Source organism: Paenibacillus taihuensis, from assembly GCF_003386535.1.
GTDB classification, from domain to species: domain Bacteria; phylum Bacillota; class Bacilli; order Paenibacillales; family Paenibacillaceae; genus Paenibacillus_Z; species Paenibacillus_Z taihuensis.
In genome coordinates this window covers 12,385-32,926 of the sequence record NZ_QTTN01000017.1, presented here as the reverse complement: position 1 = coordinate 32,926, position 20,542 = coordinate 12,385, and the positions used below count along the sequence as shown (strand labels likewise).

Below are 20,542 nucleotides of genomic sequence, written 5' to 3'. Positions count from 1 at the left end.
TTGTAGACGCCTGCTTTCCATGAAAAGTTTCTGTGATTCATAGATTTTTACAATTTCTTCGATATTTCGTACAAGCCAAAAAAGCCGGCACGCCTCCCTGGCATGCCAGCTCACACCTCTATTACGCGCAGACTAGAACACTTTTTTCGTATCCCGATCCGCCTTGATCATCTCTACCGCTTCTTTGAACCGCATGGCATGGACGATCTCGCGCTCACGCAAAAACTTCAGACTATCCTGCAGATCCACGTCATCCGTCATGTCGATAATCCACTGATACGTTGCGCGCGCCTTCTCTTCTGCCGCAATATCTTCATACAGGTCCGCCAGCGGGTCGCCTTTTGCTTGAATGTAGGCTGCAGTCCATGGAACGCCGGAGGAGTTGTTATAGAACAACCCATTGTCATGAATAACATAATTCGGCCCGAGTCCAGCTTCCTCCAGCTGCCTCGGCGTTGCGTCCTTCGTCAGCTTGTATATCATCGTTGCAATCATCTCGAGATGCGCAAATTCTTCGGTTCCAATATCCGTAAGCAGGCCGATAACCTTATCTGGTATCGAATATCGCTGATTTAAGTAACGAAGCGCCGCTGACAGCTCGCCATCCGCTCCCCCGTACTGCTCGACAAGATAGCGCGCAACCCGCGGATCGCATTTGCTAACCCGGACCGGGTATTGCAGCTTCTTCTGATAAATCCACATGCAGCATCGTCCTCCCTTCGTCTATTCTTAAACCTGCCAAGGCCATGGGGTCTCGACCCATTGCCATGGATATTTGGAGAAACTGTGCCCGAACTGCATAAGCGGACCATATTCCATCTCGAACTGCGTCGCACATTGCTGCCGCTGCTGGGCCAGCTGATTGAACTGCTGAAGCGCCTGCAGATCGTTCGGATGCGTATCGAGATAGAGGGTCAGCTCGACGAGGGCAAACTCAAGCTGCTGAAGTTCAAGAAGCTTCCGGTAATAGTTCTCACCCAGTTGCTTGCTCATCCTTTTTGCGCCTCCCCCGGTCTGCATTTAGACTCATACGGGCTGAACAACGCCGGCCATAGCGTTCCGAGCCTTAAAGCATCCGCCAGTGGAAATTGCGGTAAATTCATCGGCTGGAACGGGATAAATTGGTTCGGCGGAACGACATAAGTTTTCACATATTTAGGCGGACAAGGATCGAAGGGACCGACAAAAGGATACCAATCACGCGTTTGCTTCGTTGCGTTCACCTGTGCTCTCCTCCTCATCGTGCTACTCACAAACAAACTCCATTTCACAATATATGATATCCGCCCAGAATTAGTTCTTTTTACGATTTATTTAATGATTTCCCGGGTAATAGATAGCTTCACTCGCGGACAAAAAAAAGTCTGTACCTGTTAGCCAGGTACAGACTACTTAACCGTTATTCTTGATCCTCAGAAACGAGTTCCTGCCCGGAAACCTTCGGAGACGCGTAGATGTGAACGCGCAGCACACGAAGCCGCTCGCTCTCTGCCACTTCAAATATATGGCCACCTGTTTCGATCTTCTTGCCGACGACCGGGCTGCCCTCCAGCTTCGTAAACAGCCAGCCGCCGATCGTATCGACATCGTCATCCTCGATATCCAGATTGAACATGTCGTTAATCTCTTCGATCAGCATCCGTCCATCAACCGAAGTGATGTCGCCGTTGACGACAATGTTCGGCTGCTCATTGTCGAATTCGTCATGGATCTCGCCGACAATTTCCTCAAGAATCGACTCGGTTGTCAGCATCCCTGCCGTACCGCCGTATTCGTCAACGACGATAGCGAGCTGCGAATGCTTGCGCTGCATCAGCTTCAGCACATGGCTGATCTCCATCGATTCCGGCACATTGAGTATCGGGCGAAGGAATTTGCGCAGCGACTGGTCTTCATCCGGATCTGCCGTCAGCAAATCCGTAATATGTACGAAACCGATCAGCTGGTCCTTATCTTCAACGCAGACCGGATAACGGGTATGCTTCGTCGCGTAGACGTGCTTCATGTTCTCCTCGAACGATTGGTCGGCGTACAAGCAGTCCATATCGGTACGCGGCAGCATAACTTCCCGGGCAAGCCGGTCGGAGAATTCGAAGATGTTATCGAACAGCTGCAGCTCCTCTTTGTCGATAATGCCGCTCTTCGCGCTCTGATCCATCAGAATTCGAATTTCTTCCTCCGTATGTGCCGAATCATGCTCGCTTGCCGGCTCGACCCCGACGAAGCGCAGCAGCGCATTCGCGGAGCCGTTCAGCAGCCAAATAAACGGCAGGAACATCCGGTAGAAATAGAGCAGCGGCATCGACAGCCAGAGCGAGGTAGCTTCAGACTTCTGAATTGCGAGCGACTTCGGCGCCAGCTCGCCAAGCACGATGTGCAGGAACGTAATGACGAGGAAGCCGATTGCGACCGAGATCGTATGCAATACTGGACCGTCGGACAGGCCGATACTTGCGAAGATCGGTTCCACGATGAGTTCGGAAATTGCCGGCTCCCCTATCCAACCGAGTGCCAGCGATGCGAGCGTAATCCCGAACTGAGTCGCAGACAGATAAGCGTCCAGCCGTTTGTTTACTTTCAGCGCGTACTTGGCACGCGTATGACCTTCATTGGACAACTGCGTGAGGCGGGACTGACGCACTTTGACAAGCGCGAATTCCGCCGCAACGAAAAAGCCGTTTAACAAGACAAGAAAAAGGACAAGACTGATATTGAGTACGATTTTGCCAAATTCAAATTCATGCACAGCAGTTGTACGCTCCTCTCACCGGCAAGCTGCCGGTCCCCGACATCGCCTTACATAATCGCTTGACGAGTTCCGAAATCAACATCCCGATAATACATATCTTTCACCAGCAGGTTCGGTCCGCAGCATGCGGCAGCCGGACAATGGCAGTCTACGCTGCGGGCAAGCGGATGCGCCAGCCAGCGGCCGAACAGATCGTCCAGCCGATCATCGCCGATATTGCCGAACGCCGGCACATCGGAGAAGTCCGTAACGAACACATCGCCCGTAAACAAGTTGACGTTCAACCGGTTACGGCCATCCGGGTCGTTCCGAACGGTAACGAGCTTCTCGCTTGCAAGACGATTCAGCAGCTTGCGATCCTCTGCATTGTCGTTGCATTGGTAGAACGGCAGCGTACCGAACAGCATCCAGACGGATGGGTCTCTGCTGTCGAGAAGCGCGTTAACGGCATCACGCATTTGGTCAGGCGTAATGACTGGCAAATCAGCAGCGAACGCACTCGGATACATAGGATGAACCTCATGGCGCTTGCAGCCCATCTCAAGTATAAGCTTGTGAATCTCAGGCATCTTGTTATACGTGCGGAAGTTAATCATCGACTCTGCCGAGACGAACAATCCGCCATCACTGAGACGTCGCGCATTGTCAATCATCCGCTCATACATGCGGGCTGCTGTTTCCTTCGGAACCGGATGGCCGCTCTTCGCAAAGCCGATCTCATGAAAATCATCGCTATTCGTATAGTTGAACGAAATATGCATGACGTCGAGGTATGGCGCAATCTCCTCATAACGGCTGTAATCCAGCGTGATGTTCGAGTTGATCTGCGACGATATGCCGCGGCTTCGCGCGTATTTCAAGAGCGGGATGATATATTCCTTCACCGTGCGTGACGAGAAGGTTGGCTCACCGCCGGTAATGCTGATCGTCTTCAAATGCTCCACTTCTTCGAGCCTGCGCAGCATCTGATCAAGCGGCAGCTTCGCCGGCTCTGCCATAACGAGCGTATCGCCGACCGCACAATGCTCGCAGCGCATATTGCACAAATTGGACATCGTCATCTCTACGCTTGTCAGCACATGACGACCATGCTTCCTAAGCGAGATAATCGGGTCCCAATGGTCATTTGAAGGGGAATAATTCGAGTATGGATCCATTATACGTATTGCATTTTGCATCAATGTTCAGCACCTGACTTTATTTGAAATAAACGTTCGTTCTTCATATCTTCTTATTGTAATGTTCAAGCCCGTTTGTTGCAAACCTATCCGGCGTTTTCAAACGGACGTTCCAGAAAAAAGGAGCCTCGTCGGCTCCTCTGTCATTTCGTATTAAAAAAGAAAGGATTCCTTATCATTACGTGCCGGAGGCTTCCGGCAAATGCGGATCATCATTGACGCCAACAATCATCGTAGTCAGCTGTGTCGACAGATCCACCTCATAAGGCGCATTCAGCTCTTCGCCATTCTCATTATTAAGCACGCGCACAACCGGGCGGTGCGGACAGGAAGAGTTAATATCGACAACGACGCCGAACTCTCCAGACTGCAGCTTCACCGTGATACCGAGCGGATAAATGGCGACTTTGTCCCGGAACAGCTGGAGCATGCGCTGCTCATACAGCGTCCCCGTCCCTGCATACAACGATTCAACCGCTTCATGCGGCAGCATCGGCCGCCGATAAATACGTGTCGTCGTCATGGCATCATAAGAATCGACAAGCCCGATCCACTTGGCATACTCGTGAATCTCGTCCCCTTTAATGCCACGCGGATAACCGCTTCCGTCAAGCCGCTCATGATGCTGATACGCGCAATGGGCAGCAATTAGCGGGATGTTCGGCTCATCCTTCAGCAGAAGATAACCGCGCTCTGCATGCCGCTTCATCTCTTCATACTCCTCGAACGTAAGCGAGCCTTGCTTCTTGAGAATGTTCGGACTAATTTGAGTCTTGCCAATATCATGCAGCATCGCACCTAGACCAAGCGTCATCAGCTCGTCCCGGTTATAGCCGTTCGCAATGCCGAGCAGCGTCGTATATACCGAGACATTCAGCGAATGCTGAAATAAATAATCATCGACGATGCCCATATTCATGAGCATGATCATTGCATCCTTCTGGTCGGTTAAATCATCGATGACCATTCCCATGATCTGCTTGAAGGACTTCGCAATATAAGGATAAGTAACGCCGCTCTTCCGATTGGGCCGATCCATCAGATCTCGGAAATTGGTGCGAATCTCACTAAGCGCCCGCTGTCTGGTATCTTCGCTGATCAGATCAGGTATAACAAGGTCAGCCAAACGCGGGTCCTGAATATATACGAAATAAACCCCGCATTCGGAGAGACGGTTAATCAGCCTGGCTGATAGCTCAACGTTCTCGCTGAGAAGAACGACGCCGTCCTCAGAATAAATCTTCTTGGCTAATCGCATACCTGGTCGGCACATCTGTATGGGCAATAATCGCATCGTATCGACCCCTGCCTTGCATCTATTTTCCAATTAATTGGTAATTTCGAGGAAATCCCTCGTAAGATTAATGTAAGGGATTTATGGGAAAAGAGCAACATCTGATTCGGCAAAGATCGACAAAACCTGTTATTTTTCTTATCTCATGACGAAAATCCAGAACAATGCCGCCAAAACGAAACGGTAAATCGCAAAATGTGTCAGCTTGACCTTCTGGATGAAGCGCAGGAACAATACGATGACGAGCCATGCCACAACGAACGAAACAAGAAAGCCGACGATGAAGAACATCAGGTTGTCGCCTTCAATAAATTTGTAGTTATCAAGCATTTCGTAGCCCGTCGCAGCGACCATGATTGGAATCGCCATCAGGAAGGAGAAATCCGCAGCAGCTCTGTAGCTCGTTCCTGTCAGCATTCCCCCAGCAATTGTCGAACCCGAACGGGAGAAGCCTGGCCAGAGCGACAAGCACTGCAGTAAGCCGATCATGAACGCCTGTTTATAGGAGATATCGTCCATCGTCTCAGCGGTGATCTTCACTCGACGTGTGCGATTGAGCCATTCTGCAGCAATCATATAGATACCACCGACTACAAGGGAAAAAAGAACAGGCGCCTGGTTGAAGCCTTCGCCTTTAATGATGTCTTTCAACAAATAAGCGAGTGCCATTGCCGGAACGATACCGAGCGCAACGTGAATCAGGTTCAGCCTGCGACGACGAATTGCGCTTCGTCCTGTCGTAAATGTACCTAGAGACTGCTGCTTGCGCGAAAGGCCGAACAGATCGAGAATCCGATTCCAGTACACGATGGCCATTGCCAGGATCGCTCCGAGCTGAATGACAATTTCGAATGTGACGATCGCTTGATCGTCCGAAGAGATATCAAGCAGCTTGTTCGTCAAAATCATATGACCTGACGATGAAACGGGCAAAAACTCCGTCAAACCTTCTACAATACCTAAAATAACCGCATGAATAATGTTTTCCATTAGATCCTCCTGAATCAAAACGAATACGCATAATGGTAAGAAAATCAATTGATATGAAAATCATTTGATATGAAAATCAAATCCTATGTTATATCGCTAGCCAACGCGTGTGATGGCTGTCGGCGATCGCTCCCTGATCTTGAAGCTCATGCTCCAACACGCCTCTGATAAACTCCGGCAAATAGTAATCGATGTCCAGTCCGTTCTTGATCTTCTCGTAGCCGACACCGAACGTGAACATGTCGATCGTGCCGACGACATACATCTGATCGTCCTGCAGTGGCTCGCCGTTCACCAGGATGGACATGATCTTGCCCAAGTCCGGGTTGTCCGGCACATATTCGATCGCAAGTCCGTCTACGGCAAGCGTGCCGAGGACAAGCCCGCGGAAACCAAAGCCGCGAATCGGCTTGTCGATGTACTCCGGAAGCAGCGCCTCTTCGAGCGACATGCGAATCATCTTGCCGGTCAGCTTCATCCGGCACGGATTGATCGGCGACGGGCACAGCGCGTGCAGGTCGCCGGCCGTCACTTCGCCTGCGGCGAGGCTGCGAAGCAGCTGCCCTGCGTTGACGATGCCGATTTCGGCATTCGTCCAGCGCCGGAGGCCCGCAGCGAGCAAATTGCCGAGCGGCGACTCCCTATCCGGCGCGAGCGCAAGCGGCGCATCCAGCGTGGCGACGACCCGGCTGAGCCGGCGCTCGCCTTCGGTCTTGAAGCTGCCTATAATGGCGGTCGCCTCTGGCTGTTCCAGACCTGCGCGTGCTTCCATCGGCAGGCAGATCGCTTTGAACCGTGGCCGCTTCGTCTTTGCATCGAACCAAATCTCGACACGTCCCATATACTCGCCGAACTTCCCGGCCGCGCACAAATGCGTCGATCCGATCACCTCTGCCTCTTCCAGCAGATGATGGGTATGACCGCCAAGAATCAGGTCAATGCCATCAATCTCCTGCGCCATTCGCCGATCAAGCGGCAGCCCGAGATGCGACATAATGATCAGCACGTCCACATTGGCGCGAAGCTGCTGTACCTGCTTCGCCACTTCCGGGAGCGGATCGCTCGCTTCCCAGCCAAGCAGCTTGTAAAATTCTTTAAATGCCGCAGATACACCGATCAAACCGAAGCGAAGCCCTGCCTTGTTAATTACGATGGAAGGCACCATCCACGCAGGCCGCTGCATCGTCTCCGACAAGAAGAAGTTTGCGCAAACCAAAGGGAACTGGGCTTGGACGCCATAGGCTTCATCCAGCTGCTCCTTCGTGAATGTTAATCCCTCGTTGTTGCCAATGGTAGCGGCGTCATAGCCGGCAGCATTCAATAACGCGATATTCGCAAGCCCATCGCTCGCTTCCGTTTCGACTCGCATCCGGTCCATGTGATCCCCGATATCCAAGGTGAGCACATGATCGGCTCCGTGCGAGCGACGTATTTCCTCTATATAGGCAGCCATTCTGGCGGCCTGCTCCAAGCGGCTGTGAATGTCGTTGCTATGAAGCAGCACGACGTCTGGCGCATCCGTTGCTATTTCGTTCATGCTGGCCTCCCGATTTTAAGGGACTATCGCTTCAATCGCATTTCATCCGGTGTAAACGTAGATTTGAAGCCGTAGGACACTTCGCCGCTGCGTGCTTCATCATGAAGCAAACGGAAAACAATGACGCTTTTTACATTTAAGCATTCACTGGAACCATTCGGCACATACAAGCGAACCGGACCGCCTTTCGGCAGCGGTGCGCCGTCAACAGCGAACTGTACTGCGGCATCTTTCAGCTGCTCCCATGGGATAAGTGCCTCGAACGTATCGGCCGCTTCCACCTTCAGATGCGTCGGCAAAGGCTCTTCTTGCAAAATGCCTTGTTGACTCCGGAAAGCATCTAACCATTCCGCGAAATCGAATGCCTCGCCGGCACCTCCTGTAATCCGCTCTGACAAAGGGAAGACACGACCTGCAAGCGCGGCCATGTCCTCCGGTGTTACAGCAATCGCTTCCTGCCCGTTATATGCAATTGAAATCATCGTTGCCTTGTTTGACTGCTCTGTCATCCTAATCCCTCGCTTTACCTGCGAATAATCGTGCGTTAACCGCCAATCTGGGACATGCGGCGTGCGGTAGGCTCATGACTCTGATCCCCGCCAGCCAGCTTCTCCGCCATTTCATGATTGAGCGGCTTGATGTCCATCGCCCGCATGTACAGCTTCTCCAGCTCATCTGGGTTGCCAAGCGCCGGCTTCACATTCAGTTCATCCACCCAATACAGGCATGGCTTGATGTTCCCGTCAGCCGTTAGCCGAAGCCGATTGCATCGTTTGCAGAATTGGTCGCTGATCGGATGAATAAGACCGAACGTCCCTTTGCCGCCCGCAATGCGGTAATCTTCGGAAGGGCCGTTCCCCAGCACGTCGCTGATCGGTTCGGCTTCAAGCCCAATATCACTGGCAATCTCGAGCACGCGCGACAACGGCAAGTAATGATTGCGCCAATTGTCATCCGCATGGCCAATCGGCATATATTCGATAAATCTTACATGCAGCGGCTGCTCAGCAGCCATTCTGAGAAACGAGGCAATCTCGTCCTCGTTGACGCCTTTCAACAGCACGCAGTTCAGCTTAATCGGCGCGAAGCCAACCTTCACAGCCATCTCAATGCCCTGCATGACCCGCTGTAAGTCGCCGCGGCGCGCAATAAACTTGAATCGTGCCGGATCCAACGTATCGAGGCTGATGTTCACCCTGTTCAGGCCTGCCGCACGCAGTGCTTCCGCCTGATCGGCAAGCAATACACCGTTCGTCGTTAACGAAATATCTCGAATGCCCGGTATGCTTGAGAGCTGTCCGATCAATCCCGCGAGGCCTGGCCGCACGAGCGGTTCTCCTCCGGTAATCCGCAGCTTCGTAATCCCCATCTTGGCGCCTGCGCGAACTACCTCGGTAATTTGGTCGTAGCTAAGCAAGTTTTCCGCGGGCTCGAATTTCACGCCTTCTTCCGGCATGCAATACAGACAGCGCAAATTGCAGCGATCGGTAACCGAAATGCGCAAATAATCGTGCACCCGTCCAAAACGATCCGTTAATGCAGCCACAGCCCTCACTCCCTTTCATGCCGCGATTCACGCGAAAGTCTCTATACTCTAGCATAACATTTTTAACCCCAATATGGTATGCTATGGAGACCATTAACATTAAGATCCGAGAGGTTTATGAACATGTCCGTAAATTGGAAAGTACGACTATTCGCCGGGTTATCCGAGCGTTTCGGCCAAGATAGCATTACAATCTCCCTTGAGAAAGAAACCGCAACTGTGCTCGAGCTGAAGCAAGAGCTTATGAGCCGCTACCCTGTTCACGCAGCACTATTGGCAATCTCATTTATGGCGTGTAATCAAGCCTATGCGGTAGAGGAGCAAACGATTCAAGCAGATGACGAGCTTGCATTGCTTCCGCCAGTTTCAGGAGGCGAAGAGTCGTCGACCTCTATTGCTTCTGTATCTATAGAGCAGCCCAGATATTTAATCACGGCGGAGCCGCTCTCGGTAGAAGCGGTCACTGCACTCGTCATCGTGCCGAACAACGGAGCAACGCTGACATTCACAGGCACGACACGCGAATGGACGCAGGGCGCTCGTACCGTCCGCCTCGAATACGAAGCGTATATCCCGATGGCGATGAAGACGCTTGAGCAGATCGGGGCAGAGATTGAGGAGCGCTGGCCTGGCGCACGATGTGCCATCGCACACCGGATCGGCTTAGTCGATATCGCCGAGATTAGCGTTGTGATCGCGGTATCCACACCGCATCGCGATGACTGCTACGAAGCGAGCCGTTATGCGATTGAGCGATTGAAACAAATCGTACCGATTTGGAAGAAAGAGATATGGGAAGACGGCTCCGAGTGGAAAGGTCATCAGCAAGGTCCGTGGAACCCGACAGAACCACAACTATAGATCTATTCAGAGCAGTTCTTTAGTCGTGAATACGCTGACAAAGCACTGCTTTATTTTGCACTCTTATTGCCAATTTTCCATTTTATTGCTACCATGGTCTTATTAATTCCTTCATATTTGGTGTGTCATCCGAGGTGGACTATGAGAATTCATGTGACAGAGCTTAAAGAGGGAGACATCCTGAGTAACGACATTTTCAACTCCTACGGGCTTCACGTGCTTTCCAAGGGCACGGGCTTGCAAATGAGAGAGATTTCGATGCTGATTCAACATCATATCGATTATGTTGAAGTTAACTCAAGGATTATACAAGAAGTTACGATTCGAACAATTGAAAGCGGTCTTAGTCCGAAGTGGCTGCCGACCGTGAAACCGATCTACCAGGATGCTGTCAATGGCTGCGAGCAGCTTTTTATGGAAGCTGCACAGAATGGCAAAATTGACCAGGAAGACGTCAATCAAACATTCCAGCCGTTAGTGAATACGTTCAAGCTGGAACGTGATGTCGTGTCGATGCTGCTATTGCTTAATACTCATGACGACTATACCTATCAACACTCCGTACAGGTCGGAATGCTGGCTTACTACTTGGCGGGTTGGCTTGGATATGATGAGCAGGAGTCACTGAAGATTGGACAAGCCGGGTTTCTGCACGATATTGGCAAATGTCAGATTACCGACGATATTCTGAACAAGCCGGCCAAGCTGTCCGATGAAGAATTCAAAGAAATTAAGATGCATACGGTATATGGACACCAAATCATTACCGAATCGTTCGGTGAATCCATAGCCGCAACGGTTGCGCTGCAGCATCACGAACGCATGGATGGAACCGGTTACCCTAACCAGGTGGCAGGCGATGAACTTCATCCCGTGTCCAAAATCGTTGCTGTCTGTGATGTATACAGCGCTATGATCTCTTCCCGTGTCTACCAGAAGAAACGCGACTTGCTCATTGTTCTAAGGGAGCTTCACCGAATGAGCTTCAATGAGCTAGACCCGCATACAGCGCATACGTTCATCAAGCATATGATCCCGAATTTCATCGGCAAACAAGTCGAGCTTGTCACAGGCGAGACAGGAATCATCATTATGACACATCCAACTGAATACTTCCGCCCTCTTATACGCGTTGAAGATCATTTCATCGATCTATCCATCGAGCGCGATCTCGAAGTGAAACATATCATGATGTAATCAACACAAAAAACTCCGAACCACAAGCTGACCAGTCAGCGTGGTTCGGAGTTTTTTTCTTTTCTACAACAACCGATTGATAAAACGAGAACGGAACGGGTCGTATGATTCTGGAGAAGCGTAGCGGTCGCCTAGGCGAAATGATTTGCGTGGTTTAACCAACGCTAAATCATTTGCGCCTTTGTACTCGGATTCCAACATTGTTCAGTTAATTCAAGGAATCCGAGTACAACAGCGATCGAAAGAACATACGACACGTGGAGTGGGTCCAGTTTAACCGATCGACCCTTCCATTTCGAATTTAATCAAACGGTTCATCTCAACCGCATATTCCATCGGCAGCTCTTTCGTGAACGGCTCGATGAAGCCCATTACGATCATTTGCGTCGCTTCTGCTTCTGTCAAACCGCGGCTCATCAGGTAGAAGAGTTGATCCTCGGAAACTTTGGAAACCGTCGCTTCGTGCTCAAGCGTAATGTTGTCATTCATGATTTCGTTGTACGGAATGGTGTCCGACGTCGACTCGTTATCAAGAATGAGCGTGTCGCACTTGATGTTCGCTTTGGAGCCTTCGGAGTTACGGCCGAACGATGCCAAGCCGCGGTATGTGACTTTACCGCCGTGCTTACTGATCGACTTCGATACGATTGTCGAAGTTGTATCCGGCGCCAGGTGCGTCATTTTCGCCCCTGCATCTTGGTGTTGGCCTTTGCCCGCTACTGCAATCGAAAGAACCATACCTTTCGCGCCGCGGCCTCTAAGCACAACTGCTGGATACTTCATTGTCAGCTTGGAGCCGATGTTGCCGTCAACCCATTCCATAGTCGCGTTCTCATCCGCAACCGCACGTTTTGTAACGAGGTTATAGATGTTCGGCGCCCAGTTCTGGATTGTTGTATAACGGCAGCGTGCGTTCTTCAACACGAGAATTTCAACGACCGCGCTGTGGAGCGAGTTCGTGCTATAGATTGGAGCTGTACAGCCTTCTACATAGTGAACGAAGCTGTCTTCGTCCGCAATAATCAGTGTACGCTCGAATTGGCCCATGTTCTCGGAGTTGATCCGGAAGTACGCTTGCAGCGGGATTTCACACTTCACGCCTTTTGGCACGTAGATGAAGCTGCCGCCGGACCATACCGCGCTGTTCAATGCTGCGAACTTGTTGTCCGCCGGCGGGATGATCGTTCCGAAATATTGCTTGAACAGCTCTGGATATTCGCGAAGCGCAGTGTCCGTATCCGTGAAGATAACGCCTTGCTTCTCGAGATCCTCTTGCATGCTGTGGTATACAACTTCGGATTCGTATTGAGCGGATACACCTGCAAGGAACTTCTGTTCCGCTTCAGGAATGCCAAGCTTGTCGAACGTTTCTTTAATTTCTGTCGGAACCTCTTCCCAAGTCTTACCTTGCTTCTCGGAAGGACGAACATAGTACTGGATGTCATCGAAATCCAGATCATCCATGTTGCCGCCCCACTTCGGCATTGGCATCTTGTTGAATTGCTCCAGCGCTTTCAGACGGAATTCCAGCATCCATTCCGGCTCGCCTTTAATTTCCGAGATTGTACGAACAATCTCAGGCGTCAGACCTTTACCGGATTCGAAAATCGCCTTGTGCTCATCGCGAAAGCCATACTTATATTCTTCTAAATCAGGCATTTGCTTTGCCATTGAGAAAGCCTCCTATCATACGCGGCTGCCCGCGTTATTGTTGATTCTGATGTTCGATTCCTTTACGCAGTGCGTTCCAGGAAAGTGTTGCGCATTTGATCCGGGCCGGGAACTTGCTTACGCCTGACAGTGCTTCGATATCCTCGAGCTCGTCAAACTCAGCAGGCTCGCCTTTGATGAAGGTGGAGAAACGTTCCGCAAGCTCAAGCGCTTCTTCCGTCGTCTTGCCCTTAACCGCTTCGGTCATCATCGATGCCGAAGACATGCTGATCGAGCAGCCTTCGCCGGTAAATTTCGCTTCCTTGACGATGCCGCCTTCCAGTTGAAGCTGAAGGCTGATGCGATCGCCGCAGGTCGGGTTATTGAGGTTGACCGTTACCGATTCCTCATCCAACGTTCCGCGGTTACGCGGGTTTTTGTAATGATCCATAATGACGCGGCGGTACAAATCATCCAATTCCATGACCGAAGAACTCCTTTGTTTGCAGAAGGCCATCGACAAGTCTGTCAACGTCCTCTTCGGTATTGTATAGATAAAAGCTTGCTCTTGCCGTCGAAGAAACATTCAAGTAGCGCATTAATGGCTGGCAGCAGTGATGGCCTGCACGAACAGCGATGCCCTTCGTATCGAGCACTGTCGCAACGTCATGCGGGTGAACGTCGTTCAAGTTGAACGTTACAAGACCTGCACGGTTCTGTTTCGGCCCGAAGATCGAAATGCCGTCAATGGTGCTCAAACGATCGTAGGCGTAAGCAGCAAGCTTGTGCTCGTGCTGTTCAATCGCATCTAGTCCGACTTCGTTCAAAAAGTCGATAGCTGCGCCAAGACCGACTGCGCCGGCAATGATCGGCGTGCCGCCTTCGAATTTCCACGGCAGCTCTTTCCAAGTCGAATCGTATAAATCAACGAAATCGATCATCTCGCCGCCGAACTCGATCGGCTCCATCGCTTCAAGCAGCGCCTTCTTGCCGAATAATGCGCCGATTCCCGTAGGAGCGCACATTTTGTGTCCGGAGAAAGCGTAGAAGTCGCAATCGAGATCGCGAACGTCCACTTTCATGTGCGGCGTGCTTTGTGCGCCGTCGACAACCATGATAGCGCCGTTGCGGTGAGCGATTTCGGTAATTTCTTTGATCGGATTAACGACGCCGAGCACGTTGGACACGTACATGACCGAAACGACTTTCGTACGCTCCGTAATGGTCGCTTCCACGTTCTCGAGCTTAATGGAACCGTCTTGCTCAAGAGGGATAAATTTAAGCTTCGCGCCCGTTGCTTTCGCAACTTGCTGCCAAGGGATAAAGTTAGAGTGATGCTCCATCTGCGTAATGACGATCTCATCGCCTTCACCGCAGTTCGCTCTCGCATAGCTCGAAGCGACCAGGTTAAGCGCCGTCGTTGTGCCGCGCGTGAAAATAATTTCCTGCGGGCTTGCCGCATTCAGAAACTTCGCTACTTTCTCCCGTGCGCCTTCATATGCATCCGTTGCGCGCGAACCGAGCGTGTGAACGCCGCGGTGCACATTCGCATTGTCATGCTCATAATAGCGGCTCACGGCATCAATGACGGAACGCGGCTTCTGTGAAGTCGCCGCGCTGTCCAAATAAACGAGCGGATGCCCATTTACCGATTGATGAAGGATCGGAAATTGCTCTCTGATCGCTTGTACGTTCATCCTTCCAGCTTCCTTTCCAGCAGACGCTGGAGCTGTTCTCTGACCGCATCTACCGGAATTTCCGAAACGACTGGGGCCAAGAAACCATAAATAATTAAACGCTCCGCTTCCGCTCTCGAAATACCGCGGGACATGAGGTAGTAGACTTGTTCCGGGTTCACTTGACCGACGCTTGCTGCGTGTCCGGCTTTAACATCATCTTCATCGATAAGAAGTATCGGATTCGCGTCGCCGCGCGCTTTCGGACTCAGCATGAGAACCTTCTCAGTCTGGAATCCGCCTGCCTTCGTAGCGCCCTTCTCGATCTTCGTAATACCGTTGATGATCGCGGTCGCTTGCTCTTTCATGACGGCACGAGTAACCATGTTGCTCTCTGTGCTTCGTCCGAAATGAACCGCGCCTGTTGTCAGGCTCATTTGCTGAGCGCCTGAACCGATGCTGATGACTTTCGCATCCGAGCTCGAGCCGTTGCCTTTCATCAGCGATTGCGTATCGGACAGCGTGTGACCGTCATGCAAGTCGCCGATTATCCATTCGATGCGGCCGTCGTTCTCAACAACTGCACGGCGGATCGTCAGGTCAACCAAGTTCTCCGACATATTGTGAACTGTTGCATAACGTACATGCGCGCCTGGCTTCACGATAACTTCAATGATTGTCTGCTTCGTAATTGGAGCCGAAGCTTCGCCATAGCTGCTCACAACGTTGTCAACGTAAGTAACACGGCTGTGATTGTCTGCAACGAGCAGAACGCGTGGAGCGAATGCGGCCGTTGCGTCGTCGCTGATGAACAGCGCTTGGAGCGGCAATTCAACTTCCACATTCTTTGGTACGTATAGGAACACGCCGCCATTCCAAATCGCGGAGTGGAGAGCCGTCAATTTATTCTCATCCTGAGGTACCGCGCTGAACAGATACTGTTTCACGAGGTCGCTGTGCTCGCGAGCAGCCGTCTCCAGGTCAGTGAAGATGACGCCCTTCGCTGCAAGCTCAGGGGATAGTTTGCGAAGCACGCTCGCGGAGTTGCGCTGTACAACAAGTCCAGCCTGATCTTGGCCCGCAAGCTCGCGGACAGTTTCAGGAAGTTCGTCTACAGCTGCAATCGCAGCTTCTGCTTTATGATTGCCGATCGCCGTCAAGTTCCAGCGGCTGATGCGGACTTTCTCCGGGGTCGGCCATTCCAGCGTTTCTGCCAGCTCGGCGCCCTTCGTTCTTACTTCTTCAAGCCATGCCGGCTCGCCTTTGCTTTGCGATAAAGCAGAAACTGTCTGGCGGTTAACCGGAGCCGATAATTGTGTACTCATTTCGCTTGCTCCTCCTCCGATTAAACCTGTCCGACTGTTTCGTCTACGATACCAAGTTCTTCTTTGACCCAGTCGTAGCCTTCGCTTTCCAGACGCTCTGCAAGCTCTGGTCCGCCCGATTTCACGATACGGCCTTGCATCATAACGTGAACGAAGTCTGGTTTAATGTAGTCAAGCAAACGCTGGTAGTGAGTAATGATCAAGAAGCCGCGGTCCTCGGAGCGCATTGCGTTAACGCCGTTCGCTACGATTTTCAGGGCATCGATATCAAGACCGGAGTCGATCTCGTCAAGAATAACGATGGATGGATCCAGCATCATCATTTGAAGAATTTCGTTACGCTTCTTCTCGCCGCCGGAGAAGCCTTCGTTCAAGTAACGGTGCGCGAACTCAGGGTTCATCTCAAGCTCTTTCATCTTGCCTTCCATTTGGCGGATGAATTTGATCAGCGAAATTTCTTTGCCTTCTTCACGGCGAGCGTTAATCGCGCTGCGCAGGAAGTCGGAGTTCGTTACGCCGCTGATTTCGCTTGGATATTGCATCGCAAGGAACAGGCCTGCGCGAGCGCGCTCGTCAACAGCCATCTCCAATACGTCTTCACCGTTCAGCACAACTTCGCCGTCCGTTACTTCATATTTAGGATGGCCCATAAGCGAAGACGCGAGTGTACTCTTGCCAGTACCGTTCGGTCCCATAATTGCGTGAACTTCACCGCCTTTAATTTCAAGGCTAAGACCCTTCAAAATTTCTTTGCCGTCAATGGCCGCTCTAAGGCCATCGATTTTAAAATGTGTTGCCATGGTAAACTGCTCCCTCCAGATGTTTACGACGAATGTCTCTGCCCTGCACTATTGAATCCCGTCAGACTGACGGAGCTCCCCAAATGCACTTTTTGAAACAATTCCTCTTTTATAATTATTCTAAATTGATTCTCAGTGATTCTCAATTATATATTAGTATAGTTTTCAATTGAAATCAATGAGCCTGCGCCCTCATTCACGCTCTGCTTGTACCGCTTACCGCCCAATCTTGCTGCGAATCAAGTCTGCGCGTTCATTAAATTCCTTATCGCTCAAGACAGGATGCGCTTCCACGCCCTCGAACGCATTTCCTAGATTCACCCAAGATTTGCATCCGTTAAAATGGTCCTGCATCGGCAGCACAATAGGCTGCTCGAGCTTGCTCACCCGTAGCAGCAGCATATGCAGCGGTTTGGTCTTCTTCCATTTGAGCCTCTCTTCTGCGAAGGAATCCGTCCAAATGTGGAAATCCTCGAGAAGCCGGAGCGTCTCTTGATCGAAAATTTCGATGTCGTCCACCGCTTCTGCTACAGCGTTAATCTCGATCGTAGTTGCATTCGGCTGCCATGCCGCCATAAGCTCCCGCACATCGTCCTGGAACGGCTCCTTCAGCAGCTCAGGCCGTTGATGCTCATAAGCAGGCAGTAGATAGAAGCGTGGTGCTCTCAGCTGAAAATCACGCGTTTCTTCGGCAATGCCGCCTTTGCGTAGAACGATAATTTGTTTCCCTTCGGTCAATGCCTTCACCGCGACCGCCCACTCCTTGAGCGCGACCGGCTGCTCTTGATCGAATCCGTTATTCACTTATTTTCCCTCCGTTTCATCGCAATAACATTCATTATAGCAAATCTAGGTGTTCGAAAGCGAAAAAATTCGCTATACTATACATATTTGCGGATCAGCCTTCAAATGGCAGTCTTGCTCGAAGAATTACAACGACCCGGAGGTGTTCTATAGATGACTACGTATCATCCGTTAAACGAAGCAGAAGCGATCGAAATCGCTCGTACGCTTGATGGCATTTTTGCCCCAGGCGCTGAGCTGAAATGCCGCGAAATCGGCGATGGCAACTTGAATTTGGTGTTCCATATTTCCGATCCGGCTGCAGGCAGCAGCATTATTATGAAGCAGGCGCTTCCTTACGCTAAGGTCGTCGGCGAATCTTGGCCGCTCACGCTTGACCGCGCTCGTATCGAGAGCGAAGCGCTCATCCTTGAAGGCAAGCTTGCTCCAGGACTTGTTCCAAACGTATATCTGTACGACAAGGAGCTTGCGCTTACGGTCATGGAAGATCTCAGCGATCATATCATCATGAGACAGGGATTGATTAGTGGCGGACGTTACCCGCTGTTTGCGGATCACATTTCCACCTTCCTGGCGCAGACGCTATTTTACACCTCAGATCTTGGACATAATCAACAGGAGAAGAAGCTGCGCATGGCAGGCTTCATCAACCCTGAGCTTTGCAAAATTACGGAGGATCTCATCTTCGACCATCCGTACACAGATGCAGATACGAATAACTTCGAGCTTGCTATCCGCGATGAAGCGGAAGCGCTCTGGAACGACGGCGAGCTTCACTTCGAAGTGGCTTTGCTTCGCGAGAAGTTCCTGACACAATCGCAGGCGCTGCTCCACGGCGACTTGCACACCGGCAGCATATTCATTACTCCGGAATCGACGAAGGTTATCGATCCAGAGTTCGCTTACTTCGGCCCAATCGGCTTCGACATCGGTGCGGTCATCGCCAACCTGCTGCTGAACTATGCGGCACGTGAAGGACGCGACAGTGACGAGAACGAGCGTGAAGCATTCCGTGCTTACCTGCTGGAAACGGTGAAAGACGTATGGACGCAGTTCCACAGCAAATTCCTTACCCTGTGGGATGCGCATGGCGTTGACCGCCTTGCAGCAGCTGCTCCTGGCTACAAAGCAAACTACATGCAGCGCTTGCTGCAAGACACGTTCGGCTATGCAGGCTGCAAAATGGTACGCCGCATCGTCGGTCTTGCCCACGTTGCCGACATTGACAAGATTGAAGATGCAGCAGCGCGCGAGCGCGCGCAGCGTCTGGCGCTCAGCATCGGCAAAGACCTAATCAAACAAGGACGCAAGGCGACTTCAATCGATCAGCTTATCGATACCGCGCTTTCGGCAACAGCCGCAGTAAAGGTTTAACGAGAAAGGAATGAACTGTAAGCAATGACTACTACAGAATCAACGAGCTATAAAGGCTTGCAATCTGTTATTTGGGCAGGCGAGCAACTGGATCTCCTCGATCAACGCCTGCTGCCGGAAGAGATCGTCTATCTTCCGCTTGTGAACGCGCAGGATGTATGGGAAGCCATCCGCCATCTGAAAGTGCGCGGAGCTCCTGCAATCGGCATCGCAGCCGCATACGGCGTCGTACTCGGCAGCCGTGATGCTAGCGACCGAAACGCATGGATGGCAGCCGTGAAGGAAGCTGCTGCGCATCTTGCAACGTCCCGCCCGACAGCGGTGAACCTGTTCTGGGCGCTTGATCGGATGACCGCTCGCGCAGAAGCACTTGCCGCTGGCGGCAGCGATCTCGCTGCATGCAAGGAAGCGCTCCTGCAAGAAGCGATCACGATCCAAAGCGAAGACGAAGAAACGAACCGCCTCATCGGCGAGCATGCGCTTACGCTGTTCCAAGACGGCATGGGCGTGCTTACGCACTGCAACGCCGGCGGCCTCGCGACAGCGAAGTACGGCACGGCGCTCGCTCCGTTCTATCTCGCTCTGGAGCAAGGCATCAAGCTTCGCGTCTTCGCGGACGAGACTCGTCCCGTTCTGCAAGGCGCAAGATTGACGGCGTTCGAGCTGCAGCAAGCAGGCGTTGACGTGACGCTGATCTGCGATAACATGGCCGGCATGGTGATGAGCAAAGGCTGGGTTGACGCCGTTATCGTCGGCACAGACCGCGTTGCTGCAAACGGCGACGTTGCGAACAAGATCGGCACATACAGCGTAGCTGTTCTTGCCAAAGCGCACGGCATTCCGTTCTATGTCGCTTGTCCGCTATCGACGATCGATCTGAATACGCCCAGCGGCGCTGAAATTCCGATCGAAGAGCGCCATGCGGAAGAGATTACAGAAGGCTTCGGCAAGCGTACGGCTCCTGTAGGCGTCAAAGTGTTTAATCCGGCATTCGACGTGACACCGAATGATTATGTAACTGCCATCATTACGGAGAAAGGCATCGTGAAGCCTCCGTATGACGTGAATTTGAAGAAGCTGTTCGAAATTAACGGCTAATTCGCTTCCTGCAATAAATAAGGGTCGCCTGGCGCAAGCTTACGTTGCTGCCCGAGGCGGCCCTTTTTATGTCAGACATTCATTTATACCATAAGAAGCAGTGCGTCCGCGCCTTTCATCCCCGGCTTAATACCGAGCGCTTCCGCTGCGCCTGTCACCGACTCCAGCGGCGCCGCCATCAGCTCATCCAGCGTTCTGACGCCGACTGCACGCCCTGCAATGATGCCTCTATCCTTCAATCGTTCATTAAGAAGCGATACATCTAAAGCGCCGCACATAATGTAGCCTTTATCCGTCGTCACCGCAAGCAAAGTCGTTTTGGGCAGAAGCACTTCTACGCCAAGAACCGTTGTATTGTCTGCGAGTACAATTGGAACCATCCGCATCATCCGAACCACCTCCTTCTACCCGCCCGCGCTGGCTTTGGCTCAAAGTTACAATTTCCTATTCACTATATGCTTGA

General features: G+C 51.7%; 21 protein-coding genes. 4 read left to right on the top strand and 17 right to left on the bottom strand.

Annotated features, from left to right (window positions below):
• Positions 1–132: 132 nt before the first annotated feature.
• The 10 genes from A8990_RS15290 to moaA form a co-directional block, all read right to left on the bottom strand.
• Positions 133–702: a manganese catalase family protein gene (locus tag A8990_RS15290; protein ID WP_116189913.1), complete on the bottom strand. Its 570-nt coding sequence runs from the start codon at positions 700–702 to the stop codon at positions 133–135.
• Positions 703–729: 27 nt separating this feature from the next.
• Positions 730–993, bottom strand: coding sequence for a spore coat protein CotJB (locus tag A8990_RS15285; RefSeq protein ID WP_116189912.1), 264 nt, complete (start codon positions 991–993; stop codon positions 730–732).
• Positions 990–1,223 (bottom strand): spore coat associated protein CotJA, encoded by a 234-nt coding sequence (locus A8990_RS15280; protein WP_245996039.1) that lies wholly within the window; start codon positions 1,221–1,223, stop codon positions 990–992. Before A8990_RS15280 ends, A8990_RS15285 begins: the two co-directional genes overlap by 4 nt.
• A 176-nt stretch (positions 1,224–1,399) precedes the next feature.
• Positions 1,400–2,746, bottom strand: a complete 1,347-nt coding sequence (locus A8990_RS15275) for a hemolysin family protein (RefSeq protein ID WP_116189911.1) — start codon at positions 2,744–2,746, stop codon at positions 1,400–1,402.
• A gap of 50 nt (positions 2,747–2,796) precedes the next feature.
• Positions 2,797–3,927, bottom strand: a complete 1,131-nt coding sequence (gene yfkAB / locus A8990_RS15270; RefSeq protein WP_116189910.1) for a radical SAM/CxCxxxxC motif protein YfkAB — start codon at positions 3,925–3,927, stop codon at positions 2,797–2,799.
• 178 nt (positions 3,928–4,105) lie between these two features.
• Complete coding sequence (locus A8990_RS15265) at positions 4,106–5,221, bottom strand: HD-GYP domain-containing protein (RefSeq protein WP_116189909.1); 1,116 nt, start codon at positions 5,219–5,221, stop codon at positions 4,106–4,108.
• Between the two features lie 138 nt (positions 5,222–5,359).
• Positions 5,360–6,211: an undecaprenyl-diphosphate phosphatase gene (locus A8990_RS15260; protein ID WP_116189908.1), complete on the bottom strand. Its 852-nt coding sequence runs from the start codon at positions 6,209–6,211 to the stop codon at positions 5,360–5,362.
• An 88-nt stretch (positions 6,212–6,299) separates the two neighbouring features.
• Positions 6,300–7,748: a bifunctional metallophosphatase/5'-nucleotidase gene (locus tag A8990_RS15255; protein ID WP_116189907.1), complete on the bottom strand. Its 1,449-nt coding sequence runs from the start codon at positions 7,746–7,748 to the stop codon at positions 6,300–6,302.
• 23 nt (positions 7,749–7,771) lie between these two features.
• Complete coding sequence (locus A8990_RS15250) at positions 7,772–8,257, bottom strand: molybdopterin-binding protein (RefSeq protein WP_245996038.1); 486 nt, start codon at positions 8,255–8,257, stop codon at positions 7,772–7,774.
• A gap of 35 nt (positions 8,258–8,292) precedes the next feature.
• The gene (gene moaA / locus A8990_RS15245; protein WP_116189906.1) at positions 8,293–9,294 is read right to left on the bottom strand and encodes a GTP 3',8-cyclase MoaA; all 1,002 of its coding nucleotides are present in this window, start codon (positions 9,292–9,294) and stop codon (positions 8,293–8,295) included.
• A gap of 123 nt (positions 9,295–9,417) precedes the next feature.
• On the opposite strand from moaA, the gene A8990_RS15240 reads away from it, so the two are divergent.
• Entirely contained in the window at positions 9,418–10,155 is a 738-nt protein-coding gene (locus A8990_RS15240) for a molybdenum cofactor biosynthesis protein (protein WP_116189905.1), read from the top strand.
• A 141-nt stretch (positions 10,156–10,296) separates the two neighbouring features.
• On the top strand, positions 10,297–11,352 hold the full coding sequence (locus A8990_RS15235) for an HD-GYP domain-containing protein (protein ID WP_116189904.1): 1,056 nt from the start codon (positions 10,297–10,299) through the stop codon (positions 11,350–11,352).
• A 273-nt stretch (positions 11,353–11,625) separates the two neighbouring features.
• Here the strand turns inward: A8990_RS15235 and sufB are convergent, their stop codons facing one another.
• The 6 genes from sufB to A8990_RS15205 form a co-directional block, all read right to left on the bottom strand.
• Complete coding sequence (sufB, locus tag A8990_RS15230; protein ID WP_116189903.1) at positions 11,626–13,023, bottom strand: Fe-S cluster assembly protein SufB; 1,398 nt, start codon at positions 13,021–13,023, stop codon at positions 11,626–11,628.
• A gap of 34 nt (positions 13,024–13,057) precedes the next feature.
• Positions 13,058–13,486 (bottom strand): Fe-S cluster assembly sulfur transfer protein SufU, encoded by a 429-nt coding sequence (gene sufU / locus A8990_RS15225; RefSeq protein ID WP_116189902.1) that lies wholly within the window; start codon positions 13,484–13,486, stop codon positions 13,058–13,060.
• Positions 13,473–14,699, bottom strand: coding sequence for a cysteine desulfurase (locus tag A8990_RS15220; RefSeq protein ID WP_116189901.1), 1,227 nt, complete (start codon positions 14,697–14,699; stop codon positions 13,473–13,475). The genes sufU and A8990_RS15220 overlap by 14 nt, the downstream gene beginning before the upstream one ends.
• Positions 14,696–16,003, bottom strand: a complete 1,308-nt coding sequence (sufD, locus tag A8990_RS15215) for a Fe-S cluster assembly protein SufD (protein ID WP_116189900.1) — start codon at positions 16,001–16,003, stop codon at positions 14,696–14,698. The genes A8990_RS15220 and sufD overlap by 4 nt, the downstream gene beginning before the upstream one ends.
• A gap of 20 nt (positions 16,004–16,023) precedes the next feature.
• Complete coding sequence (sufC, locus tag A8990_RS15210; RefSeq protein ID WP_116189899.1) at positions 16,024–16,803, bottom strand: Fe-S cluster assembly ATPase SufC; 780 nt, start codon at positions 16,801–16,803, stop codon at positions 16,024–16,026.
• A 216-nt stretch (positions 16,804–17,019) separates the two neighbouring features.
• Positions 17,020–17,607: a DUF1802 family protein gene (locus tag A8990_RS15205; protein ID WP_116189898.1), complete on the bottom strand. Its 588-nt coding sequence runs from the start codon at positions 17,605–17,607 to the stop codon at positions 17,020–17,022.
• Positions 17,608–17,760: 153 nt separating this feature from the next.
• Between A8990_RS15205 and mtnK the strand changes: the two genes are divergently transcribed.
• Both mtnK and mtnA read left to right on the top strand, forming a co-directional pair.
• The gene (gene mtnK, locus A8990_RS15200; RefSeq protein ID WP_116189897.1) at positions 17,761–18,981 is read left to right on the top strand and encodes an S-methyl-5-thioribose kinase; all 1,221 of its coding nucleotides are present in this window, start codon (positions 17,761–17,763) and stop codon (positions 18,979–18,981) included.
• Between the two features lie 24 nt (positions 18,982–19,005).
• Positions 19,006–20,079 (top strand): S-methyl-5-thioribose-1-phosphate isomerase, encoded by a 1,074-nt coding sequence (gene mtnA / locus A8990_RS15195; protein WP_116189896.1) that lies wholly within the window; start codon positions 19,006–19,008, stop codon positions 20,077–20,079.
• 83 nt (positions 20,080–20,162) lie between these two features.
• Here mtnA and A8990_RS15190 read toward each other — a convergent pair whose 3' ends face one another.
• On the bottom strand, positions 20,163–20,468 hold the full coding sequence (locus A8990_RS15190; RefSeq protein ID WP_116189895.1) for a YunC family protein: 306 nt from the start codon (positions 20,466–20,468) through the stop codon (positions 20,163–20,165).
• Positions 20,469–20,542 lie beyond the last annotated feature (74 nt).